Genomic DNA, 22,293 nt, shown 5'->3' on the forward strand with positions numbered 1-22,293 from the left:
TATTTTACCTACGTTTGTTTTAGGTAACTCATCCCTAAACTCAACGAGTTTTGGAACCTTGTAATTAGTTAAATTATCACGACAATGGTTTATTATATCTTTTTCTAGTTAAAGAAGGGTCTTTTTTAACAACAAAAACTTTAACTTGTTCACCGCTGACATCATGAGGAATACCAACAGCCGCCACTTCAAGCACACCGTCGTGCATTGCAACAACTTCTTCAATCTCATTTGGGAAAACGTTAAAGCCAGATACTATGATCATGTCTTTTTTACGATCTACTATATAGAAGAAGCCTTCATCGTCATATGTAGCAATGTCACCTGTTGCAAACCAACCGTCTTGTAAACATTCGGCTGTGGCATCTGGGCGCTTGTAATAGCCAAGCATAACCTGAGGGCCTTTAACGCATAATTCGCCAGGCTCACCTTTAGCTGCCTCTTCACCATTCTCAAGCATTAGCTTAATGTCAGTATTTGGTGCAGGTAAACCAATAGAACCGTTATAAGACTCTAAGTCGTAAGGGCTAATTGTAACAAGTGGAGCACATTCAGTAAGGCCGTAGCCTTCCATCAGTTTTGACCCCGTCACTTTTTGCCACTTTTCAGCAACAGGACGTTGAACCGCCATACCACCACCTAACGACATTTTTAGGTGGCTAAAATCAAGTTCATCAAAACCTGGTGTGTTTAGTAAACCATTAAATAATGTGTTAACACCGGTGATTGCTGTAAATTTAGTTTGGCTTAATTCTTTTACAAAACCCGGCATATCACGCGGATTAGTAATCAATAAGTTTAAACCACCATATTTCATGAACGTTAAGCAGTTAGCCGTAAGTGCAAAGATATGGTAAAGCGGAAGTGCAGTAACAACCACTTCTGTTCCACGGTTTAGTACCTTATCTAAACATCCAGACACCTGCTCAAGGTTACCCACCATATTACCATGGCTCAACATAGCACCTTTAGATACACCGGTCGTACCGCCTGTGTATTGTAAAAATGCTAGGTCAGATAAATTTAATTCAGGGCGTGTGTAAGCATTTTCGTCAGCGTTTAACAAATCTGAAAATTTAATCGTGTTTGGTAAGTTGTATTTAGGCACCATCTTTTTAACGTGCTTAACAACAAAGTTAACAATGTGCTTTTTAAGGCCACCCACCATGTCACCAACTTGTGTAACCACGATGTGTTTAACGTCTGTTTTACCTAAAGCCTTTTCAAGAGTATCTGCAAAGTTTGCAAGAATGAAAATGGCGCTTGTGTCTGAATCTTTTAACTGATGTTCGAGCTCACGTACAGTGTATAAAGGGTTAACGTTAACTACCACACACCCTGCTCGTAAAATACCTAAAATAGAAATAGGTGTTTGTAATAAGTTAGGCATCATTACGGCAACTTTGTCGCCTTTTTTGAGTCCCAAATCATTTTGAATATACGAGGCAACTTTTTTAGTTGCTGTGTCTATTTCTTCATACGACAACGTTTTACCCATGTTTGTGAATGCAGGTAAATCTTTGTAATCAGAAAAACTTTTTTCGAACACTTCGAGTAACGAGTTGTAATGCTCAGGATCGATTGTTTCAGGCATACCTTCTGGGTAGCGCTTAAGCCAGATTTTTTCCACTCTTAGCCCCTGTTTATAGTTATATTTTTATTAACCTTAATCTAAGTAAGGCACTTTAACAATTGAGCAAATACTCTAATGCGGGAATAATCCCACATTTAACGTCAATATACAATTAACGTGCACCACTTTGCACCATAAATGCTTGAATGTGTTCATAACATTCTTTGCTACTTTGCATATGGCAATGGTGCCCACCCTCCACATTAATTACACTCAAGTCATTGTAATAATTAATATACTTTTCTAAATTTTGTTTTACAAACACGTAACCTTGGTTACCTAAAATTAATTGGCATGGTGCAATTAATTCTTTTATTGCACCAATACATTGCACTTCATCAAACCTAAAACCTGAATGATTTTTGAGCTTAGGATCGGTTGTTAGTGCAAAACCCTTAGAGACTGCTTTGATATTTCGTTCCATCAATAGCGAAATTAATTCAACATCTAAGTCGGTTGTTTTAGACCGTGCCTCGTAAATATCTTTTTTACAGGGATATATTCTTGTTTTTTTATTATGCGTTCTTGCACGATTAAGCACAGCATTTTTTAGTTGCTCCGTAACTTCCTCGCTGGGTGTTGTTACGCAGCCAATACCCTCAATAAAATTTACCGATTTAACCATTTGACTAAAGCAACTGGCGAAAAGACCCGCGACCATAGCTCCCATAGAATGCCCGACTAAATGAACTTTGTCAGCACCAATGGCTTCAATAAATTGATAAACATCATCGATGTAATCAACAAAATAGTAATGTGCGTCATCACTGCGCCACGATGTTAAACCATGTCCAGAAAAATCAATACAGTACCAAGTTTGCTCTGGCTTTTGGCCATCAAGCATGGGCTTAAAACTTTTACAATTATCTAACCAACCGTGAAGTGCTATTACTACCTCTTCACCAGAGCCTATTTTTAAACCATGAATATCTAAATTACGTGTTTGAATATTAAATGGCCGCACATAAACCTCTTTTTATTTTTGTAAATTTATAACATACAAGTTGTCAGACCACTAAATAGTTTCACTAAATGTTTGTTATTTTAGTCGCTGAGGCTACAACTGCAACCTAGAAGAATAAATAAAAACCGTCATTTATTCATAATGTTATTTTTAATTTAGCTCGACTATTATGTGTGTATTTTTTGTTATTTGGTGTTTCCTAATAGATATTTTAACGGCTTTACAATAATTTTTACGCACAATAATCGCTTATATATAGCTAAATCATCATTTGTCGCAATCTATTAATTTATTTATCATAGTTAAGGTATACAATAATTTAGCTATTAATAAAGTACACTCAAAAGGTACATAAAACATGAAAAAACAATTAAGTGTGTTAGCTCTAATGTGCACTGCATCTGGTGCAATGGCCGAAACTGCACCTAAAAATGTAATTTATATGATTGGTGATGGCATGGGGCCTGCTTATACTACTGCTTATCGTTATTTTAAAGATGACCCCACTACAAAGTCTGTTGAGCAAACCGTTTTTGATACCATGCTGACAGGAATGGCGCGTACTTACCCTGACGATCACACAGTTGTAACCGATAGCGCCGCAAGTGCGACAGCGTTGAGCAGCGGGCATAAAAGTTATAATGGTGCAATTGCCGTAGATACTGATAAAAAACCACTTAAAACAATGCTTGAAATCGCTAAACAGCGAGGCATGACTACAGCCCTATTAGCTACATCACAAATAAACCACGCTACACCAGCAAGCTTTGCCGCTCATAATGAATCACGTAATAATTACGACGAAATTGCTAATGATTATATTGATAATAAAATTGCAGGCAAACTACCCGTTGACCTAATGCTGGGTGGTGGTACTAAATACTTTATTCGAGACGATAGAAATTTAGTTGACGAATTTAAAGCAGCGGGTTACCAGTATGGTGACGATATTCAAAACCTTAATCAAATTACGCAACTTCCAGCTATCGGTTTATATGCCGCTAAAGGCTTACCTTTTGCGTTAGACGAAAACCCAACAAGGTTAACTAAGCTTACTTCTAAAGCACTCGACCTTCTAGACAATCAAAATAAAGATGGTTTTTTGTAATGATTGAAGGTAGCCAAATTGATTGGTGTGGGCATGCAAACGATATAGCTTGTGCCATGGCCGAAATGGATGACTTTGCATCTGCTATCGAAAAAGCTAAAGCGTATATTGATAAAAATAAAGATACTTTATTAGTTATAACTGCTGATCACTCTACAGGTGGCTTAACATTGGGTGCGCACGGCCAATATAAGTGGGAAGCAGATGTTGTGCATGGCGTAAAAGCAACAGCGGGTACAATTACACAACACTTACTTGAGTCTGATGATTTAAAATCAGTGTGGAATAAATATACCAGCATTGCATTTACCCCTGAAAACAAAATAAAACTAGAGCAAGCTAAATCTATGGGTCACAAAGCACTCAACTTAGCCGTTAAAAGTATTATTAGTGACACAAGCTTTACTGGATGGACTACGGGTGGCCATACTGCAGTAGACGTACAAGTTTTTGCTTATGGTAAAGGGAGTGAGCAATTTGTTGGCTCTCAAAATAATACAGATATAGCTGATAAGTTAATACACTTTATAGAACAGTAAAATACGTATAAGAACAAAAACCGAACTATGTTCGGTTTTTTTTATTAAAGGTTGATTACTTTTTAAGCGTAAATATCTACCCCTATTAAATTTTGTACTTCAGCTCTGCGTTCTAAATTTGCAAACTCAGTATAGGTAGAAATGGCTTTGCTATTTTTTGCACTAGGCTGGTCGTAAATTGTTTGGCTGAAGTTTTCACCCTTTGCGCTAGTTTTGAACAATCTATTAGCAAGCTCAACGCCCTCGGCACTGGTTTTTACATAATCAGTATTTGTTTTTTGAGCAGCAGCTTGATCTGCCAAACCTTGTGGTCTTGCAATTACTCCCTTAGCAGGGATTACTCTACCAGGAATATCACCTGTAAAAAAACCTGAGCCAATAGGCAGCGTCATCACGCTTCTCCAACCTTAAACATAACTAAAATTATGATTTAAAAACAATCAATTTGCAAATTAACGCGGTACTGTTTTATTCGCGCCCTGGTAACTTTTTCCATGTTACAGTATCACGAACGTACTTTGGTTGGGCATCACTTGCTTGAACGCCCTGGCCTGCAATAAATGCGGCATCAACAAAGGCAAGCATAAAACGTGCATCTGGTAATGTTATGTCTGTATTAATAGTGATGTTTTCAAAGTTTGCTAATGCATCAGGGTACGTTTTAAAACCTGTGCCTACTGCAACTGATGCTTCGTTACTCGTTATATACTCATTAGTTAAAAGTTCAGGTTTAATAACACACTCGTTATTAACTAATTCCATTAAACCATTATTTTCTTGGTATTGTGCAAAGTAAATTTCACCCATACGCGCATCTATACTTGGAAAAACAAGTGAGCTGTTGTTTTGCTCGTATGCTTGTTGCGCCATAACAGCCAATGTAGAAACACCTACCAATGGTAAATTAGTTGAGTACGCTAACCCTTGAGCTATAGCAACACTAATTCTTACGCCTGTAAAACTACCGGGCCCTTGGCCAAAACCAATAACATCCAATTCTTTTAATTTACAATTTGCTTTGGCCAATAACTCATCAATCAAAGGTAGAATTTTTTGACTATGCTGCTGAGGGCACTCTTCAAAATGATGAAATGTCTCTCCCTTATAATGTAAAACAAGTGATAGTGCTTCTGTTGAAGCATCAAGGGCAAGAATATTACGTTTGATCATTTTATTACTCTAATTAATTTGTTGTAAAAATGTATTAGCGACTTCTAAGCTTCGCGTACGACGCATTGCAGGTAAGCTTTTTAAGAACACTTGACCATATTGGCGTGTTACTAATCTATTATCACATATAACAAGCACGCCTTTATCTTTGCTATCGCGAATTAATCGCCCTACACCTTGCTTTAAGGCAATAACTGCTTGTGGTAATTGGATATGTGCAAATGGGTCTTTTCCCTGCATTTGGCAATCCTGCATTTTAGCTTGCAACAAGGGGTCGTCTGGCGCTGCAAAAGGCAATTTATCTATAATAACACAGCTTAATGTACTGCCTCTCACATCTACCCCTTCCCAAAATGATGCCGTACCGAGTAGAACTGCATTACCATGGCGGGTAAATTTTTCTAAAATAATCCGCTTAGACATTTGCCCTTGCATATAAACGGGGTAGTCTATTTGCGTTGTGAGCCCCTCTGCAACTAAATGCATCATACGGTAACTTGTAAAAAGCACAAAACAGCGCCCTTGCGCTGATTTTATAAGCTCAAGGGTTAATTTTACAATAGCATGAGGCATATTATCAGCATGCGATTCTGGCAAGTATCTTGGCAAACACAATAATGCTTGGTTTGGGTAATCAAACGGGCTGTCAACCATCATGCTTTGTGCTGGTTTTAACCCTAAGCTTACATTAAAGTGGTCAAGCTTATTATCAACCGAAAGCGTTGCAGAGGTAAATACAAATGCAGCACCGGTATCTTGCATCATTTGTGAAAATTTTGCTGATACATTTAACGGCGTAATATTTATAGTTAAAAAACGCCGTGTTGTCTCATACCAGTAACTAAAACCAGTTTGTGCTGTATCAAAAACCCGCTCTAATTGACCTTTAAATGCTAAAGCCCGTTCAAACGGATGTTCTATTTTATCGCTTCTGTCTAAGCATAGTTTTAGTACTTGATAAACAAAGTCCAAATCGCTAATGACACGATGCAGTGCTGCACATATTTGCTTATCGCTTAGCTTTTCTCGCCAATCACCTCTACTGCCATCGATACCAAACTGCAAGCGTAAATCAGCTACACTGGTCTCTAATTTATTCAAGCTTTTACCAAGTTGTAACATATCAGGAATTTCAGCTCGGTATATCGCGCGTAAATCGTTAATTAAATCCACCAGCTTTTTAGTACTTACACTTTCACCAAAATAGTCGCTGGCAATTTCGCTTAATTGGTGAGCTTCATCAAAAATATAAGCGTCGGCTGTGGGCATCAATTCAGCAAACCCACTTTCTTTAACAGCCATATCTGCAAAAAATAAGTGATGATTAATAACAACAACGTCAGCTTCAGCAGCAGTTAAACGCGCTTTTCGTATGTAACACTCTTGAAAGTCTGGACACTCTTTACCTAAACAATTATCTGCAGTGGAGTTCACATAAGGTAAAACTTTGGCGTCATCTTCTATACCAATACAATCAGCTAAATCGCCTGATTGTGTTTCACTTGCAAATTTAGCAACCATGGCAAGTTGATGCATAACATCGGGATCGTCTGTAGGCACATGCGCAACATGTTGATTTAGCCTGTAAGTACATAAGTAATTAGCGCGACCTTTTAGTAAAGCCGTTTTTTTTGTAGCACTGAGTGCCTTTACTAATTGAGGTAAATCACGATGATACAGTTGCTCTTGCAATGCTTTAGAGCCAGTAGAAATAATTGTTCTACCCTTAGACTTAAGCGCGGGTGCCAAGTAAGCGAACGTTTTGCCTGTACCTGTGCCGGCCTCAACAACGAGTTGGGAACTGTTTTTTAACGCTTGGGCAACTGCAACGGCCATATCAATTTGCGGTTGACGTGGTGTGTAGCCATCAAAAGATAACGCTAAGGGGCCGGTTGCACTAAACAATTGTTTGATAACAGCAATCACATTTTAAAAACAATAGCGCGATTTTACGTAAGGCTGTAACCAAGGGCAAGCAAATCCCCCTCCTAACAAAATATAAAAATTAAAATTAAGTAATAAAGACTGCAAAAGGAGCAATACATATAAAATATTTACTTACCAATATTTGAAAAATCGAGAGCTAAATGCGGGTAATAGTGATCACAACTTTTGTTAATAAGTGTCGTTGGCATTGCATCAAATTGCCCATGATCTTTTAAATACTCCATATGCTTTTCGCCGTCAGCAGTAAATTGATGAAATAAAGAGTGGTTTACTCCATCAAATTCTAATGGCTTTATACTAACGAGGTCACATAGCTCTTTATTAAAGGCAGGTGTCGATTTCACCCACTTTCCCTCAATAAACTGCTCTACATAAGCGTGCATTGTAAACACATCATTTTTTAGTAACTTGTCTAACTTAGGTGTACTTAAATGATTACGAACATCTGCCAAACCCAAGCGGGCAGGAATATTAATAGCTCGGCTCAATGCAATTTGTAATGATGCCTTTGGAATACAGTATGCTGCTTTATTGTCTAAGCAATAGTCACTACTAAGTGACTTTGCCCCATCTAAAAGTGTAAAAGGATCATATTTAATTCCATCTCTTACAAGATAATAAATTGAAACGGCCTTAGTGCGATCGTCATGGCCTTTAACATTTTTCAACCAGTTATTTATTTCACTGTGCTTTTGATTAAAATAAGCATCATTTTGTATATACTGCTGCAAACCATTCCCCTTTGTGACTCTGATTTTTATAAATTAAAATATTTAAAATGCATTTAATATGAAACAAAACAACTTTAAAACAATCACTTAAAAAAATAACCGCTATTTAAAGTAGGTTTTAATGTTACTTTTACAAAGATTAAAATAATATGTCTTCACGGGTACTTTTAACAGTCCGATTGGGCCAAATGAAATTATGAAAAATATAGCAATTATTGCCTACGAGGGATGCTGGGCAGTCAGCGTATTATTAGCTAAAGACTTTTTTACCATTGTTTCGTTACTCGACTCGCATTATTCATTACCTCAAAGTTATAACGTAGAAATAGTTACGACAGACGGTGCACCTATAACAAGCTCAAGTAATTCAATTGTTGTTGCCGATAATTCGCTTTCTGAGAAACCGTATGATTTAGTAATTATTCCACCAATTGAGGGCTCTAAATTAAAGAGCATGCCCTCTAGCAGTATATTAATAATTGAATGGTTAATACCTAAAATCAATAGTAGTACGTCTATTCTCAGCTTGAGCACTGGTTCTTATTTTTTAGCCGCCACAGGCGAGTTAAATAACACAGCCATTGCAACTCATTGGAGTTTGGTTAAACCATTAAGAAAACTATTTCCCGACTGCCAGTTTATTAATCATAAATCGTATTTAAAAATGGGAAGTATCTATACAACGGGCTCTTTTGAGGCGGGAATAAGTGTACTACTAGAAATAGTTGCAAAAGACAAAGGCGATCGCTTTTCCCAGCAATGTGCCACACATTTACTTATTTCTGACTCTGGTAAGTTAAATTTTGCATTACCAAAATATAGTAGCCACAGAGACGAAAAAATTAGTGAAGTGCAAGACTGGATTTATAATCACTCAAGCAACGTAATCACAATCGTTGAGTTAGCAAAATACTTTAATTTTAGTGAGCGCAATTTAAAGAGGCGATTTACGCAAGCAACCGGTATATCTATAAATAGGTACGTGCAAGAAGTGAGAATAGACAAAGCCAAAAAACTATTACTGTCTACTGATAAAACCGTAAACGAAATATCAATTAACGTAGGCTACGAAAACAGCAGTTTCTTCACCCGCCTATTTAAAAAAACAACAGGGCTAACACCCGCAAAGTGGCGTAAAAATGAATAATAAGTTTTAATTTTATGAGCATTTATGCCCATGTGTCTAAATGCTCAATACCATCGTCATCTTTATTAACGCTTTTTTCTGAGTTGACGGTAGAGTCTCATCACTTAAACCGTTTAGTTTTTTCTTTTTCTGTAATTCTCTCTTTTTTTGTTTTCAAGTTCTACTTTTTCACTCGCCGCGCTACTTTGCACACCTGCAATATGGAATGCCCCTTTAGTTTCAATTGACAGTCGCGTTATTCTACCCAAATAAGGGATCATCATATCCATTAATACATCCTTAGAGCCAAAGCCTAGTTGTGAGTGAAAATCAACCAATTGATATAATACAAACTAATGCAGTTACATCTATAGTATCGGCAGTTATAAGATATGCTTTAATTAAGCTTAAAAAACACTTGCCATAGTGGTGCATAATATGTTTTTATAATCGCGAAATTTATTAAAACAAATATTTGTTCAGCGTTACGTTAGTAACGAGCAGCACAAAGGAAATAAAATGCGCTTAAACCTGACAACAGTACATCATCACCACCATTCACCGGAATAACCTGTCAGGTCTTTCGCTGAGAGGTTATTCCTAAAAGGAACCTCTGGCGATTCAAAACACATTGATTCATTTTCGCCCTGAGGTTCCCCTCGGGGTTTTTAGTTTTTAAATTAAAGGAAAATGAATAATGAATAACACAAATCGTCTACGTATCGCCATCCAAAAAGGCGGACGCCTGTCTAAAGATTGTCAAGATTTACTAAAGCAACTAGGTGTTAAATTAAACCTACGTGAGCAACGCTTAATTGCACACTCAACCAATATGCCAATTGACGTACTTCGTGTGCGCGATGACGATATTCCGGGCTTAGTAATGGACGGTGTTTGTGATTTAGGTATTGTTGGCGAAAACGTACTAGTAGAAGTACAAGCAGAACGTGAACGCCAAGGTGTACCAAGCGAAGTTAGCAAACTAGCAAAACTAGACTTTGGTTACTGCCGCCTTGCACTTGCATGGCCACAAGAGCTTGGTCCACGTGATAAAAGCTGGTTTGAAGGCAAACGTATTGCAACAACCTACCCAGAAATTTTAACACAGTGGTTAAAGCGCGAAGGCATTAATGCAAGCACTGTAATGCTTACAGGCTCTGTAGAAGTAGCCCCACGTGCCGGTCTTTCTGATGCAATTTGTGATTTAGTTTCTACCGGTGCAACGCTTGAAGCGAACGGCTTGATTCAAGGTGATACAATTTTAGAATCAAACGCGTGTTTAATTCAAAATAAAGATCTTCAAGATGAAGACAAACTCGCGCTAATCAATAAGCTTATGCCGCGCCTTCGTGGTGTTAAACAAGCCAAAGAAAGCAAATACATTATGCTACACGCGCCAAAAACTAAACTTGATGAAATTTGCGAAATTTTACCAGGCTCTGGCCAACCTACTCTACTAGCACTTGCTGGAAATGAAGAATATGTAGCGCTTCACATGGTAAGCAGCGAAACATTATTTTGGGAAACAATGGAGCAGCTTAAAGCCCTAGGCGCTAACTCTATTTTAGTAATGCCAATTGAAAAAATGATGGAGTAAGTACCATGCTTCGTTGGAATGAGGAATCTTCACAAGTACAAGCAGCGGCGCTAATGCGCCCTGCGGTTTCTGCCAGCGCAAAGGTTGAAGCTATATGCCAAACAATTATGAGCGATGTGAAAGAGCAAGGTGATAAAGCCTTACTTGATATGGCTAAAAAGTTTGATAATAGAGCTAACCCTCGTTTACGTGTACCGCTTGATGAAATAAACGCATCAGAGCAGGCACTAAGCGCAGAGCTTAAATACGCAATTGACACCGCTTATGCAAACGTTAAACGTTTTCACGAAGCGCAATTGCCTAAAGATATTAAGTTATCAACCCAACCTGGCGTTGAATGTGAACTGAAATATCAGGCCATCGAAGCTGTGGGTATTTATGTACCTGGTGGCAGTGCTCCACTGCCATCATCGGTTATTATGCAAGGTGTACTTGCACAATTAAGTGGTGCTAAAACCGTCGTACTTGCAACCCCTGTACAAGGTGATGAAAGCATTAACCCTGCGATATTATATGCAGCTAAGTTATGTGGCATTACAACTTTAATTGAAAGCGGTGGCGCAGGTGCAATTGCCGCAATGGCCTACGGCACTGAATCAGTGCCTAAAGTGAACAAAATTTTTGGCCCAGGTAATAGCTTTGTAACGATGGCCAAACAGCTTGTTGCGCAAACAATTCCTGGTATGGCAATCGATATGCCAGCAGGCCCTTCTGAAGTACTAGTTATTGCAGATGAGCGTGCAAACCCAGAATTTATAGCGGCAGATTTACTCTCGCAAGCTGAGCACGGCGCAGACTCGCAAGTTATTTTATTGTGTAACAGCGAAAGTATCATTGAGCAAACGCAGCAGGCTCTTACACGTCAGCTTGTTAAATTAAGCCGCAAAGAGACAGCCGAGCAAGCTCTGGCTAATTCATCACTTATTTTAGTGGACTCTGTTGAGCAAGCATTTGACGTATCAGCGCAATATGGCCCTGAGCACTTAATTTTGCAATTAGCAGATTCAACACCTTACTTAGATAAAGTAAAAAATGCAGGCTCGGTATTTGTTGGCGACTACACGCCAGAATCAGCGGGCGATTACGCATCGGGTACTAACCACGTGTTACCTACCTACGGTTACAGTGCAACCTATTCAAGCTTAAACTTGCTTGATTTTTTCCGCACTTACACAGTACAAACTATAAGTAAAAGTGGCCTAACACAGCTGTCAAAAGCTATTTTACCACTAGCAGATGCAGAAGGCCTTGATGCACACGCAAATGCGGTTTCAATTCGTTTAGAGGCAATTAAAAATGAGCAATGAGAGCGCACAAGCGACTAGCTTATTACCACAAAATATTGCAGCCCTTGCTGCCTACAGCTCTGCTAAAAGTGAAAAGCTAACAGGGTCAACGTGGTTAAATGCCAATGAAAGCCCGTACGCTAAAAATATTGAACTGAGTATTGAAGATTTAAATCGCTACCCAGATCCACAACCGCAATTGGTTATTGACCGCTATGCTGCGTATGCAGAGCTTGAAAGCGAAAACGTATTAATGACGCGCGGCGCCGATGAAGGCATTGAGCTTTTAGTACGTACCTACTGCGAACCTGCAAAAGACAGCATTGCGTTATTTTTGCCAACCTACGGTATGTACAAAGTAACCGCTGATACGCATAACGTTGCAATCAATGGCTTAACCCAAGCGCTATTACTTGATGGCAGTGTTGATGAAATAGTTGAGGCAGTGGGCAGCTCAAAACTGGTGTTTATTTGTAACCCAAATAACCCAACTGGTAGCTTAACCCCCCTTGAAAAAGTAAAAGCACTGGCAACAGCGCTTGCCGGTAAAGCCTTAGTTATTGTTGATGAAGCCTATATTGAGTTTTGCCCTGAGCAAAGTGCTACAGCGCTGATTAACAAATATAGTAATGTAGTGGTACTGCGCACTTTATCTAAAGCGTTTGCGCTTGCAGGGCTAAGAACCGGTTTTACACTTGCACAAGAAAGTGTACTTGCACCTATTCGTAAAGTTATTGCGCCGTATCCGGTATCGGGCGTGGTAGCAAGTATTGCTGCACAAGCCATAGCGCCTGATGCAATTACATCAATGCGCCGCCAAGTGACTATTTTAAATAGTTTAAAGGCTAAGCTTGTCCAGTGGTTAAACGCATCCCCTGCTGCATTAAAAATTCTCACTGGTGAAGGTAACTTTGTTACCTTAAAATTAGCCGACAAAAACTACTTTAAAGTAGCACTTGAACAAGGCTTAGTGATGCGCGCGTTTACCCTATACGGTGAAGACGATTGGCTACGTATCTCCATTGGTAATGAGCAAGAACTTGAGCAAGTAAAAATTTGGTTAGATGGCCTTGATAAGCCAGCAACCTCACCTCTTTTATCAGGACAAGAAGTATCATGAGTAACCCCTATTTATTTATTGACCGTGACGGCACCATAATTGAAGAGCCAATCACCGACAAACAGGTAGACAGCCTAGAAAAATTAGCGTTTTTACCTGGTGTTATCCCGGCTTTATTACAGTTACAAGCCGCAGGGTACCGTTTAGTGATGGTATCGAATCAAGATGGCTTAGGCACAGACAGCTTCCCGACTGCTGACTTTGACATAGCCCAAGATAAAATGATGGACATAATGCAAAGCCAAGGCATTAGCTTTGACGAGGTATTAATTTGTCCACACTTTGACGAGCAAAACTGTGATTGCCGTAAACCTAAAACAGGTTTATTAACTGAACTTATGCGCTCTGGCAAAGTTGATTTAGCACGTTCATATGTAATTGGCGATCGCCAAACAGATATTGGCCTTGCACAAAACTTATGTTGTGAAGGCATTTTGTATGATGGCAGCTGGCCTGCCATTGTTACAAAGCTAACCACGGCCAATCGCGAAGGCCGTGTTACGCGTAACACCAAAGAAACCCAAATTGATGTAGCCATAAACCTAGATCAAACTAAAAACGGCAGCATTGAAACAGGCCTTGGCTTTTTTGATCATATGCTTGATCAAATTCGCACCCACGCCAACATTGGTCTAAATATTAAAGCGAAAGGCGATTTACACATAGACGAGCACCACCTTGTTGAAGACATAGGTATTGCCCTAGGTGTTGCACTTAAACAAGCGCTTGGCACTAAATCGCAAATAGCGCGCTATGGTTTTGCGCTACCTATGGATGAGTGTAAAGCTGAAGCACAAATTGATTTATCGGGCCGCGCTTCATTTGTATTAAACGCTAACTTTAGCCGCGAAAAAGCCGGCGATTTAGACGTACAAATGGTGGAGCACTTTTTCAAAAGCTTAAGCGATAATGCCGCTATTAGCCTTATTTTATCGGTGAGCGACGGTAACTGTCATCACCAAGTAGAAGGCTTATTTAAAGCATTTTCACGTGCCCTTCGTATGGCAGTAGCACAAGACACGACCCAACAAACAGCCAGCTCTAAGGGATGTTTATGATTGCCATAATTAATACCGGGTGTGCCAATATAAATTCAGTTCGTTTTGCCTTTGAACGCTTAGGTCAAACGCCAACAGTCATTACCTCACCAGAGCAATTAGCTGGTTTTGAGCGTGCAATATTACCAGGCGTTGGACATGCATCTGTTGCCATGAAGCGCCTTGTAGATAACGGCTGGCAACAAGCTATAAACGAATACCAGCGCCCTCTTATGGGAATTTGCTTAGGTATGCAGTTACTGTGCGAAAGCACCGAAGAAGGTAACGTACAATGCTTAGGTAAAATACCAGGGCAAGTAAAAGCCCTTGATGTTGGTAGTTTAACGTCGCCGCATATGGGTTGGAATAACTTAAGCGTAAATAAAGAGCATGCACTTACTAAAGGGTTAACACAAGACGAGCAAGTGTACTTTGTACATAGCTTTGCGCACACCGTAAATGATGCAACACTTGTAAGCGGCGAATACGGCCAAACCTTTTCAGCCATTGTTGCAAAAGACAACTACGCTGGCATGCAGTTTCACCCAGAGCGAAGTGCAAAAGTAGGCACTCGTTTATTACAAAATTTTGTTGATTGGCAGTTATAAACGGCCCATTAACCAACAATAAAGAGATTATTTGTGATTATTCCAGCATTAGACGTATTACAAAATCAAATTGTTCGTTTATACCAAGGTAAGTACGACACCGCTCAGTTTTACCCTTTTGAGCTTGGCGCACGTTTAAAAGAATACGCCGACAGCGGCGCAGGTAAATTGCACCTTGTAGATTTAGAAGGCGCACGCGATCCAAGTAAAAAACAGTGGCAACATATTCAAGCTGCAACTAAAGCGCTTAACGTACCGTATCAAGTGGGCGGCGGTATTCGCTCAGAGCAGGATGTAAGCGATTGGCTAAAAGCCGGTGCTAACCAAGTTGTTATTGGTTCTATGGCGGTAGAAAAACGCGAGCAAGTAAAAGCCTGGATAGAACAATTTGGCGCAGAGCACTTTGTTATTGCCCTTGATGTAAATAAAACAGCCACGGGCTGGGCTCCTGCAACCCATGGTTGGTTAAGTGAATCTGAGTTTGGTTTACTTGAGCTTGTAGATTTTTATGTAAGCTTGGGCGTTATTGACTTTTTATGTACGGACATCAGTAAAGATGGCACCATGACTGGCCCATCGTTTGAGCTTTATGAAGATTTAACTCGCCATAACAGCAGCATTAAAGTGCAAGCTTCGGGTGGCGTAAGTTCACTTGATGACATTAAAAAGCTTAAAGAGCTTGGTGTAGGTGGCGTTATTTTAGGTAAATCACTGCTTGATGGCGCATTTAGTGTTGAGGAGGCGTTGGCATGTTATCAAAACGCATAATCCCGTGTTTAGATGTAAAAGACGGCCAGGTAGTAAAAGGCGTTAAATTTAAAGGCCACGAAATAGTGGGCGATATTTTAACAATGGCAAAAGCATACAGCGATGCCGGCGCCGATGAACTGGTTTTTTATGAAATCAGCGCAAGTGTTGAAAAACGCCTACTTGATGTAAATTGGGTAGAGAGCATTGCCCGCCACATCGATATTCCATTTTGTGTGGCTGGCGGTATTAAATCGGTAGCCGATGCAGCACGTGTACTAGAGCGTGGCGCTGACAAAATAAGTATTAACAGCCCTGCTATTGCCCGCCCTGAGCTTATAAAAGAGCTACACGATGAATTTGGTAAGCAATGTGTTGTTGTAGGTATTGATAGCTTTTACGATGAAGTGACCGGCGAGTATTTAGTGTATCAATTAACCGGCGATCCTAATGCATCAAGCCGTACACGTTACAAAACCGAGGAATGGGTTAAACGCGTACAAGACTTAGGCGCAGGCGAAATTGTTTTAAACTGTATGAACCAAGATGGCGTACGTAACGGTTACGACAATGAGCAGCTAAGTAAAATGCGCGCATTATGTAATATTCCTTTAATCGCATCTGGCGGTGCAGGCAGTATGCAAGATTTTGTTGATGTATTTAAACAAAGCGAAGTCGATGGCGCATTAGCAGCAAGCGTTTTTCACAAAAATGTGATTAACATTGGCGAATTAAAACAATTTTTAACCGATAACCAAGTGGCAGCAAGACTATGCAAGTAACACAACAAAACCAAACTCAAGTAGATTTTGCTAAAAGCGAAATGATCCCTGCGATTGTTCAAGATGCTCGCTCTGGTGTTATTTTAATGCAAGGGTTTATGAACAGCGAAGCACTAAAGGCGACGCTTGAAAGTAACAAAGTAACCTTTTACTCGCGTTCAAAGTCACGTTTATGGACCAAAGGTGAGTCATCAGAAAACTACTTAAACGTAGTATCGGTGCATACCGATTGTGACTACGACTCAATTTTAGTACTGGCTAATCCAGAAGGCCCAACATGTCACTTAGGCACACAAAGCTGCTTTGGTGATGACGCTAAACCTAGCCTGAGCTTTTTAGCGCAATTAGAAGATGTGATTGTTGAGCGTAAAAACGACGACCCAGCAAAAAGCTACACCGCTTCATTATTTGCTAAAGACTTAAGCCGTAGCTGTCAAAAAGTGGGCGAAGAAGGCGTAGAAGTAGCGCTTGCCGCAATGAAGCACGATAACGATGAGCTTACTAATGAATCGGCTGATTTAATTTATCACCTTACTGTATTGCTACAACGCCAAGGCTTAGCCCTAGAAGACGTTGTAAAATGCCTACAAGGTCGCCATAAATAGCGCCTACTAAAGTAAATTAAAAAGAGGCTCATATTTTATGGGCCTTTTTATTTTCCCTTTTAGTTGAATAAATGATGTGTGTTATAGTGCATGGCTCAATTTATCGGTTACTGTGAACTATGAAAAACTATATTATCCTTCTTATTATCATGTTTATTTTAGCGGGCTGTACCAGCAAAACTAATCAGACCACAATTACAGCAACTACAACGCATCAGTCAGTAAAAACCAAAATCACATCCGATGAATGTAGCAGCGTAAATAACCTAATAAATGGTTATGAGTTTGGTTTTAATTCAATCAAAGCAGATAAAGTGAATAACCCGTTTTCAAACCAATGGCACACTAATACTCATATCATTGGATCTGCCTGTACAATTACTTTAAATAAGTCTGAGCAAGTAAGTTACCAATGCCAAACACCTGTTAAAGCGCAAACGCATGCAGTAAATTCGCATCAAACACTTGCTGAACAGTTACGCCAATGCCTATCAAAAACAGGTTGGTTTGAAAGCCAAAAAGAAACAGCCAGTTCAATTTACAGCACCTTTGTACTTGATACTAAAAACCCGGTTATTACACTGTCTACAAATCAAGAAGGTAATGGGTTTTCTACTCGCTTTGAAATTGCTCCACCGTTAGGATTTTAATAATGCGAAAAACGAATAAAAACACATCTAAATTAAAAAGCGACTGTTTAGGCATATGTGAACGTCGCAGCGGTTATTGCACTGGGTGCGGTCGAACTAATGAAGAAATATTTGATTGGATCATTCTTTCTCAAGAAGAAAAAAACGCCATTTTAGCACAGCCGCGAGCTGACTTAAAAAATCCATAAATTTGCCATTTGCGTGTAACAGCCCCTCTTTAGTATTGCTGAAAACGCTAGGGGGTGAACATCATGGCAGCATTATTTGTAATAAACTTAGCGCGCTCAACGCAGCGACTCGCAAATACTCAAACGCAACTGGCACGTGTTAGCTTGCCATTTGAACGTATTGATGCCGTAGATGGCGCACAATTGAGTACACTACAAAAGTACCTACATTACAGCCCGCAATTGAATAAACAACAGTATCACTATCCGCTAAGCAATGGCCAAATTGGCTGCTATTTAAGCCACCGTAAAGCATGGCAAAAAATAGTTGATGAGAAATTAAAATACGCGATTGTGCTAGAGGATGATTTTTATATTGATGACAGCATTCATAATGCGATAAAAAATATTGAGCAGCTACAGCAGCCCTGGCAGCTTATTAAACTCGCCGCTTATGAAAACCGCACTCGCCCTATTGCCTATCAGCAAAACCTAAATAACCACCAGCGATTAGTCATACATAAAAAACTAATGACCGGCTGCTGCGCCACAGCAATAAGCTATGAAGGGGCTAAGCAATTACTTAAAGCCACAGCTCAATTTGGCCGCCCTGTAGATTGCGACTTACAACATATTTGGGAAACACACGTAAATGGTTTTTCGCTTATGCCATACCCTGTTTCGCAAAATACAGATATACAGAGCGATATTGCAAGCTGCGCTACTAAAACCAAGGTTAAAAAGCTTTTTGCGGCGTAAAGCACAGCAAATTAAAAGCTGTATTTTTAATAAGGTTTGTACAAGCGCCTTTGTAAAAAAATTTAAACAAAATGAAAAAGGAGCCTCAAAGGCTCCAAGTTTAATTACTCAACGCTTATAACATCCTTAAAAGTTGAGAACCTGGTATGCCAGTTTGCGGTAATAACGCGGGGGTAACTGCAAATACTTCTGGGATTTTACTACTGATTTCGTTCATCTTTTTGCGGTTATTTTGTTTATCATAAACATAGTATTTAAGGATATTTCCGTATACATCATCTTTTGCATCTACCTGCTCTAGAGTTTTTAAAGCCTTATCGTAATCAGCAAGGTAAATGTATGCCAGTGCTAAGTTATCAGCAGAGCCAACATGTAGTTTCCCTCCAAGCTGTTTTGATAAATCTTCAAGCTCTTCAACTGCAAGCTCATAACGCCCTAGTTGTATATACGCGGTTGCTAGTGAATTTTTTAAAAAGTAAGGCGGGTTACTACCAGGCTCATACCATTTTTCGTAAGCACTCAATATATCTTCATATTGCTCGAGTTTAGAGTAAACGTGATTTAGCAGCCTAAAGCTTTGTAGTTTGATTTCAGCTTCTTCAAAACCAGCAAGTTTATCTCTATTTAAGTGCCATTGTTGAATGCCTTGCGCAGCTTGGGTTAACAGTTCAGAGTTATCACTTTTTGCCCCTGCTGCACTTTTAAGAAGTTGTGCAAGTTGTTGATTATAAGCTTCACTTTTTACAGGTACCTGAGAAGTTTTACTACTTTGCTGTTTACTACTCGTATTACCATCTACAATTTGCGCTGCAGCTAAAGCACTAAAAGACATTGCCGCCGCAACCATAACCAAATATTTACTTTTCATTGTTTTTTCCTTGTTTAACATTTTGATCCTCTGAATATTAAAGCTCTTAGAATGAGCAATATTCAAAAGTGGGGGGGTAAAAAAGTTGTTTTTATTTATAACGTTTTGCTTTTTTAGTAATAAGCTGGCTAAATCTAATTGGTATTTATCTTTTAGCTTTTCCATACACAACTCGTCACAGCTAAGTTCAAGTTGCTCTCTTGCTAAACCAGTTAACTTTAAGCAGATAGGATTCCACCATAAAACGCTTTCTATAAAACAAATAAGCCACGTCCAATAAATATCACCTTGTTGTAAATGGGTTGCCTCGTGCTGAATGACTGAATCTAATTCTTCACGATTTATCATCGTCGACTCTAACCAAATAACAGGCTTTATTAATCCTGTAGCAAAAGCTGGCTCTGTATGGGTTGTTAGCCTAATTGGATACTGATTTTTGATGTGTTTAAGTTCAGGACTTGGCTTTGAGTTAATGTATAGATTTTTTATAAGCTTTACATATAAGCCCATGCGTAATAAAAACAATCCAAAACCGGCTAAAACTAAAACCATAAAAACATTACTAAGTGATGGCAATAAGTCCCATATACCCATATCGCTTTGTAATTCGTCCTTAGTTGCTACTTGTTCAGCGTTTGGTATTAATGCTTTAACATCGGGAATTAATTGCGCCACGTTGAATGTGTAACGATTTGTCCCTTCAAATAACGGTAGCTGGGAAAAGTACTGCCAAGGGACAAACCAACATGCCAAGGCAATCATTAAAATGTAAAAGTTTAATCGTGCAGGGGCATTTTATAACCCTTTTACTGTAAGTAAAATACATAAGCTAATAAGCGTGCAAGTTAGTAAATAATCCGTCATTACCCTCTCCTTTAATCTAACTTCTTATTTTTTAAAAGCGTTTGTAAGTATTCTATATCTTCATCATTTAGCTTTTCTTCTTTGATAAAGTGGGCAATTAAACTACGAGAATTACCTTTAAAAAATCGTTGCATAAAACTAGGCATAGCTTGCTCAGATAACATGTCTTGAGTCACGATAGTTCTAAATACGATAGCTCGCCCTTCAAGCCCACAGCGCTCTATAGCACCTTTTTGCTCTAGCCTATCAACAATGGTTTTAACCGTTGTATAAGCTACTTTTTTATCTTTTTGTTTATCTGATAAAAGTACTTTATGTAGTTGACTTGCGGTGCAGGGTTCTTCCTGCCAAAGCAGCTGCATAATATCCATTTCAAAATCACTAAGTTTCATTGTTGCTCCTATTACTACACTTGTAGTTGTACTGTTACAAATGTAGTAGTAAGAAACCTTAGTGTCAAGACAAAATTGACATATGAATAAAAAATAAACGATAGAAATATAAAAGTCTTAAGAAGGTTTTATAGAAAAGGCATATAAAATAAAGAGATATACTTATTAATCGATTTTAGAAAAACATAAAAAACGAGAGTGTATTTTCAACTAACGCTTTTTATGCTTTAAAGTTTTTTATGACAGGTAGTGAGGTAACTATGCTTTATCGAGCGCTTGGCTTACATCCGCAATTATGTCAGCAATGTTTTCAATACCGACTGATAGACGAATTAAATCGCGGCTCACACCTGCGCTTGCAAGTTCTTCATCATTTAATTGACGGTGCGTGGTTGACGCTGGATGGCACGCAAGCGACTTTGCATCGCCAATATTAACTAAGCGTAAAATCATGTTTAGTGCATCAATAAAACGAGTACCCGCTTCAAGGCCACCCGCAATACCAAAACTTAAAATACCCGATGCTTTGCCACTGGTGATTTTTTGGCTCATTTCTTTATACGGGCTTAATGTTAAACCAGCGTAGTTAACCCAAAGTACTTTAGAGTGATTTTCTAAATACTCAGCTAACTGCTGTGCATTTTCGCAGTGGCGATCCATTCTTAAGCCTAAGGTTTCAAGGCCGATTAAAATGTCGGATGCGTTTTTAGGGGCAAGCGCTGCACCAGTATTTCTCAGTGGCACTACTCTACAACGCCCAATAAATGCAGCTTCAGCAAAGGCTTCGGTATAAACCACATTGTGATACGACGGATCGGGCTCGTTCATCATTGCAAAGCGTGTGGCATTGGCTTTCCAATCAAATTGACCTGAATCAACAATCATACCGCCAATAGCTGTACCGTGCCCGTTTATGTACTTTGTCAGTGAGTGAACCACTATATCGGCGCCTAGCTCAAATGGCCGGCATAAATACGGTGTAGCCACAGTATTATCAACGATAAGTGGGACACCTTTGCTATGAGCAATCTTAGCTAAACGCTCAATATCAACAATATTACCTGCAGGGTTACCGATAGATTCACAAAAAACAGCACGGGTGTTGTCATCAATGGCATCTTCGAATGCGCTAAAGTCATCAGCCTTAATCATACGCGCTTCAATACCTTGGCGGGGTAATGTATGGGCAAATAAATTATACGTACCGCCATATACTTGGCTGGTGCTGACAATATTAGTGCCTACTTCACATAAGCATTGAATCGCATAGGTAATAGCTGCCATGCCCGAGGCTACCGCTAGCGCACCAATGCCACCTTCCATTGCAGCAATACGCTGTTCAAGCACGGCATTAGTAGGGTTCATTATGCGGGTGTAAATATTACCAGGTACTTTTAAGTCGAATAAATCAGCACCGTGTTGCGTGTTATCAAACGTGTAAGATGAGGTATTATAAATAGGTACTGCTGCTGATTTCGTGGTTTCTTCAGACTCGTAACCATGGTGCAGTGCTAATGACTCTAATTTCATAATTAATTCCCTTGGTAAATTATTAAAACATACCACTTAAGGGTAATTAAATGCACGTAAAAA

General features: G+C 39.2%; 21 protein-coding genes and 2 pseudogenes. 13 read left to right on the top strand and 10 right to left on the bottom strand.

What is annotated here, in order from left to right; genetic code table 11:
- Together P20480_RS10505 and P20480_RS10500 are read right to left on the bottom strand one after the other, a co-directional pair.
- Positions 1-1,630 (bottom strand): annotated as a pseudogene (locus P20480_RS10505) (AMP-binding protein); the annotation flags it as partial.
- 115 nt (positions 1,631-1,745) lie between these two features.
- Positions 1,746-2,597, bottom strand: coding sequence for an alpha/beta hydrolase (locus P20480_RS10500; protein ID WP_008129123.1), 852 nt, complete (start codon positions 2,595-2,597; stop codon positions 1,746-1,748).
- Between the two features lie 358 nt (positions 2,598-2,955).
- Here P20480_RS10500 and P20480_RS17980 point away from each other — a divergent pair.
- A pseudogene (locus P20480_RS17980) lies at positions 2,956-4,244 on the top strand (alkaline phosphatase).
- A gap of 62 nt (positions 4,245-4,306) precedes the next feature.
- Here P20480_RS17980 and P20480_RS10495 read toward each other — a convergent pair.
- From P20480_RS10495 to P20480_RS10480, 4 genes are all read right to left on the bottom strand, one after another.
- Positions 4,307-4,636, bottom strand: coding sequence for a hypothetical protein (locus P20480_RS10495; protein ID WP_008129130.1), 330 nt, complete (start codon positions 4,634-4,636; stop codon positions 4,307-4,309).
- A gap of 76 nt (positions 4,637-4,712) precedes the next feature.
- A complete protein-coding gene (gene tsaB / locus P20480_RS10490) occupies positions 4,713-5,414 on the bottom strand; it encodes a tRNA (adenosine(37)-N6)-threonylcarbamoyltransferase complex dimerization subunit type 1 TsaB (protein ID WP_008129131.1) in 702 nt (233 codons plus the stop codon).
- Between the two features lie 9 nt (positions 5,415-5,423).
- A complete protein-coding gene (locus P20480_RS10485) occupies positions 5,424-7,340 on the bottom strand; it encodes a DNA repair helicase YoaA (protein ID WP_008129133.1) in 1,917 nt (638 codons plus the stop codon).
- Between the two features lie 128 nt (positions 7,341-7,468).
- Positions 7,469-8,092 carry a transglutaminase-like domain-containing protein gene (locus tag P20480_RS10480; protein WP_008129135.1) on the bottom strand — a complete coding sequence of 208 codons (624 nt, stop codon included), beginning with the start codon at positions 8,090-8,092 and terminating at the stop codon, positions 7,469-7,471.
- Between the two features lie 196 nt (positions 8,093-8,288).
- Here P20480_RS10480 and P20480_RS10475 point away from each other — a divergent pair, with 196 nt between their 5' ends.
- Positions 8,289-9,239, top strand: coding sequence for a GlxA family transcriptional regulator (locus P20480_RS10475; RefSeq protein ID WP_008129137.1), 951 nt, complete (start codon positions 8,289-8,291; stop codon positions 9,237-9,239).
- A gap of 113 nt (positions 9,240-9,352) precedes the next feature.
- On the opposite strand, the gene P20480_RS19810 is transcribed toward P20480_RS10475, so the two are convergent.
- Positions 9,353-9,508 (bottom strand): hypothetical protein, encoded by a 156-nt coding sequence (locus P20480_RS19810; RefSeq protein ID WP_008129140.1) that lies wholly within the window; start codon positions 9,506-9,508, stop codon positions 9,353-9,355.
- A gap of 407 nt (positions 9,509-9,915) precedes the next feature.
- Between P20480_RS19810 and hisG the strand changes: the two genes are divergently transcribed.
- The 11 genes from hisG to P20480_RS10420 all read left to right on the top strand — a co-directional run bounded on the left by hisG (position 9,916) and on the right by P20480_RS10420 (position 18,576).
- Positions 9,916-10,815: an ATP phosphoribosyltransferase gene (gene hisG, locus P20480_RS10470; protein ID WP_008129142.1), complete on the top strand. Its 900-nt coding sequence runs from the start codon at positions 9,916-9,918 to the stop codon at positions 10,813-10,815.
- A 5-nt stretch (positions 10,816-10,820) separates the two neighbouring features.
- The gene (hisD, locus tag P20480_RS10465; protein WP_008129145.1) at positions 10,821-12,122 is read left to right on the top strand and encodes a histidinol dehydrogenase; all 1,302 of its coding nucleotides are present in this window, start codon (positions 10,821-10,823) and stop codon (positions 12,120-12,122) included.
- Positions 12,112-13,221: a histidinol-phosphate transaminase gene (hisC, locus tag P20480_RS10460; RefSeq protein WP_008129147.1), complete on the top strand. Its 1,110-nt coding sequence runs from the start codon at positions 12,112-12,114 to the stop codon at positions 13,219-13,221. The genes hisD and hisC overlap by 11 nt, the downstream gene beginning before the upstream one ends.
- Entirely contained in the window at positions 13,218-14,279 is a 1,062-nt protein-coding gene (gene hisB, locus P20480_RS10455; protein ID WP_006793446.1) for a bifunctional histidinol-phosphatase/imidazoleglycerol-phosphate dehydratase HisB, read from the top strand. The genes hisC and hisB overlap by 4 nt, the downstream gene beginning before the upstream one ends.
- Entirely contained in the window at positions 14,276-14,866 is a 591-nt protein-coding gene (gene hisH / locus P20480_RS10450; RefSeq protein WP_008129152.1) for an imidazole glycerol phosphate synthase subunit HisH, read from the top strand. The genes hisB and hisH overlap by 4 nt, the downstream gene beginning before the upstream one ends.
- 33 nt (positions 14,867-14,899) lie before the next feature.
- Positions 14,900-15,634 (top strand): 1-(5-phosphoribosyl)-5-[(5-phosphoribosylamino)methylideneamino] imidazole-4-carboxamide isomerase, encoded by a 735-nt coding sequence (locus P20480_RS10445; protein ID WP_004586383.1) that lies wholly within the window; start codon positions 14,900-14,902, stop codon positions 15,632-15,634.
- Positions 15,616-16,395 carry an imidazole glycerol phosphate synthase subunit HisF gene (hisF, locus tag P20480_RS10440; RefSeq protein WP_006793443.1) on the top strand — a complete coding sequence of 260 codons (780 nt, stop codon included), beginning with the start codon at positions 15,616-15,618 and terminating at the stop codon, positions 16,393-16,395. The genes P20480_RS10445 and hisF overlap by 19 nt, the downstream gene beginning before the upstream one ends.
- A complete protein-coding gene (gene hisIE / locus P20480_RS10435) occupies positions 16,386-17,000 on the top strand; it encodes a bifunctional phosphoribosyl-AMP cyclohydrolase/phosphoribosyl-ATP diphosphatase HisIE (protein ID WP_006793442.1) in 615 nt (204 codons plus the stop codon). The genes hisF and hisIE overlap by 10 nt, the downstream gene beginning before the upstream one ends.
- A gap of 119 nt (positions 17,001-17,119) precedes the next feature.
- On the top strand, positions 17,120-17,650 hold the full coding sequence (locus P20480_RS10430; RefSeq protein ID WP_033025356.1) for a hypothetical protein: 531 nt from the start codon (positions 17,120-17,122) through the stop codon (positions 17,648-17,650).
- Between the two features lie 2 nt (positions 17,651-17,652).
- The gene (locus P20480_RS10425; protein ID WP_006793440.1) at positions 17,653-17,838 is read left to right on the top strand and encodes a DUF1289 domain-containing protein; all 186 of its coding nucleotides are present in this window, start codon (positions 17,653-17,655) and stop codon (positions 17,836-17,838) included.
- Positions 17,839-17,901: 63 nt separating this feature from the next.
- The gene (locus tag P20480_RS10420; RefSeq protein WP_008129162.1) at positions 17,902-18,576 is read left to right on the top strand and encodes a glycosyltransferase family 25 protein; all 675 of its coding nucleotides are present in this window, start codon (positions 17,902-17,904) and stop codon (positions 18,574-18,576) included.
- 115 nt (positions 18,577-18,691) lie between these two features.
- On the opposite strand, the gene P20480_RS10415 is transcribed toward P20480_RS10420, so the two are convergent.
- The 3 genes from P20480_RS10415 to P20480_RS10405 form a co-directional block, all read right to left on the bottom strand.
- Complete coding sequence (locus tag P20480_RS10415) at positions 18,692-20,206, bottom strand: M56 family metallopeptidase (RefSeq protein WP_008129166.1); 1,515 nt, start codon at positions 20,204-20,206, stop codon at positions 18,692-18,694.
- A 113-nt stretch (positions 20,207-20,319) separates the two neighbouring features.
- Positions 20,320-20,700 carry a BlaI/MecI/CopY family transcriptional regulator gene (locus P20480_RS10410; RefSeq protein ID WP_008129167.1) on the bottom strand — a complete coding sequence of 127 codons (381 nt, stop codon included), beginning with the start codon at positions 20,698-20,700 and terminating at the stop codon, positions 20,320-20,322.
- A gap of 258 nt (positions 20,701-20,958) precedes the next feature.
- Positions 20,959-22,230: an O-acetylhomoserine aminocarboxypropyltransferase/cysteine synthase family protein gene (locus tag P20480_RS10405; protein ID WP_008129169.1), complete on the bottom strand. Its 1,272-nt coding sequence runs from the start codon at positions 22,228-22,230 to the stop codon at positions 20,959-20,961.
- Positions 22,231-22,293: the final 63 nt, after the last annotated feature.

This window comes from Pseudoalteromonas sp. BSi20480, from assembly GCF_000241365.1.
GTDB lineage: Bacteria > Pseudomonadota > Gammaproteobacteria > Enterobacterales > Alteromonadaceae > Pseudoalteromonas > Pseudoalteromonas marina.

Excerpts from the sequence above, each read along its gene's own strand:
- P20480_RS10495 (WP_008129130.1), bottom strand. The coding sequence starts at position 4,636 with ATGACGCTGCCTATTGGCTCAGGTTTTTTTACAGGTGATATTCCTGGT.
- tsaB (WP_008129131.1), bottom strand. The coding sequence starts at position 5,414 with ATGATCAAACGTAATATTCTTGCCCTTGATGCTTCAACAGAAGCACTA.
- P20480_RS10475 (WP_008129137.1), top strand. The coding sequence starts at position 8,289 with ATGAAAAATATAGCAATTATTGCCTACGAGGGATGCTGGGCAGTCAGC.
- P20480_RS19810 (WP_008129140.1), bottom strand. The coding sequence starts at position 9,508 with ATGGATATGATGATCCCTTATTTGGGTAGAATAACGCGACTGTCAATT.
- hisG (WP_008129142.1), top strand. The coding sequence starts at position 9,916 with ATGAATAACACAAATCGTCTACGTATCGCCATCCAAAAAGGCGGACGC.
- hisD (WP_008129145.1), top strand. The coding sequence starts at position 10,821 with ATGCTTCGTTGGAATGAGGAATCTTCACAAGTACAAGCAGCGGCGCTA.
- hisC (WP_008129147.1), top strand. The coding sequence starts at position 12,112 with ATGAGCAATGAGAGCGCACAAGCGACTAGCTTATTACCACAAAATATT.
- hisB (WP_006793446.1), top strand. The coding sequence starts at position 13,218 with ATGAGTAACCCCTATTTATTTATTGACCGTGACGGCACCATAATTGAA.
- hisH (WP_008129152.1), top strand. The coding sequence starts at position 14,276 with ATGATTGCCATAATTAATACCGGGTGTGCCAATATAAATTCAGTTCGT.
- hisF (WP_006793443.1), top strand. The coding sequence starts at position 15,616 with ATGTTATCAAAACGCATAATCCCGTGTTTAGATGTAAAAGACGGCCAG.
- hisIE (WP_006793442.1), top strand. The coding sequence starts at position 16,386 with ATGCAAGTAACACAACAAAACCAAACTCAAGTAGATTTTGCTAAAAGC.
- P20480_RS10430 (WP_033025356.1), top strand. The coding sequence starts at position 17,120 with ATGAAAAACTATATTATCCTTCTTATTATCATGTTTATTTTAGCGGGC.
- P20480_RS10425 (WP_006793440.1), top strand. The coding sequence starts at position 17,653 with ATGCGAAAAACGAATAAAAACACATCTAAATTAAAAAGCGACTGTTTA.
- P20480_RS10420 (WP_008129162.1), top strand. The coding sequence starts at position 17,902 with ATGGCAGCATTATTTGTAATAAACTTAGCGCGCTCAACGCAGCGACTC.
- P20480_RS10415 (WP_008129166.1), bottom strand. The coding sequence starts at position 20,206 with ATGATTGCCTTGGCATGTTGGTTTGTCCCTTGGCAGTACTTTTCCCAG.
- P20480_RS10410 (WP_008129167.1), bottom strand. The coding sequence starts at position 20,700 with ATGAAACTTAGTGATTTTGAAATGGATATTATGCAGCTGCTTTGGCAG.
- P20480_RS10405 (WP_008129169.1), bottom strand. The coding sequence starts at position 22,230 with ATGAAATTAGAGTCATTAGCACTGCACCATGGTTACGAGTCTGAAGAA.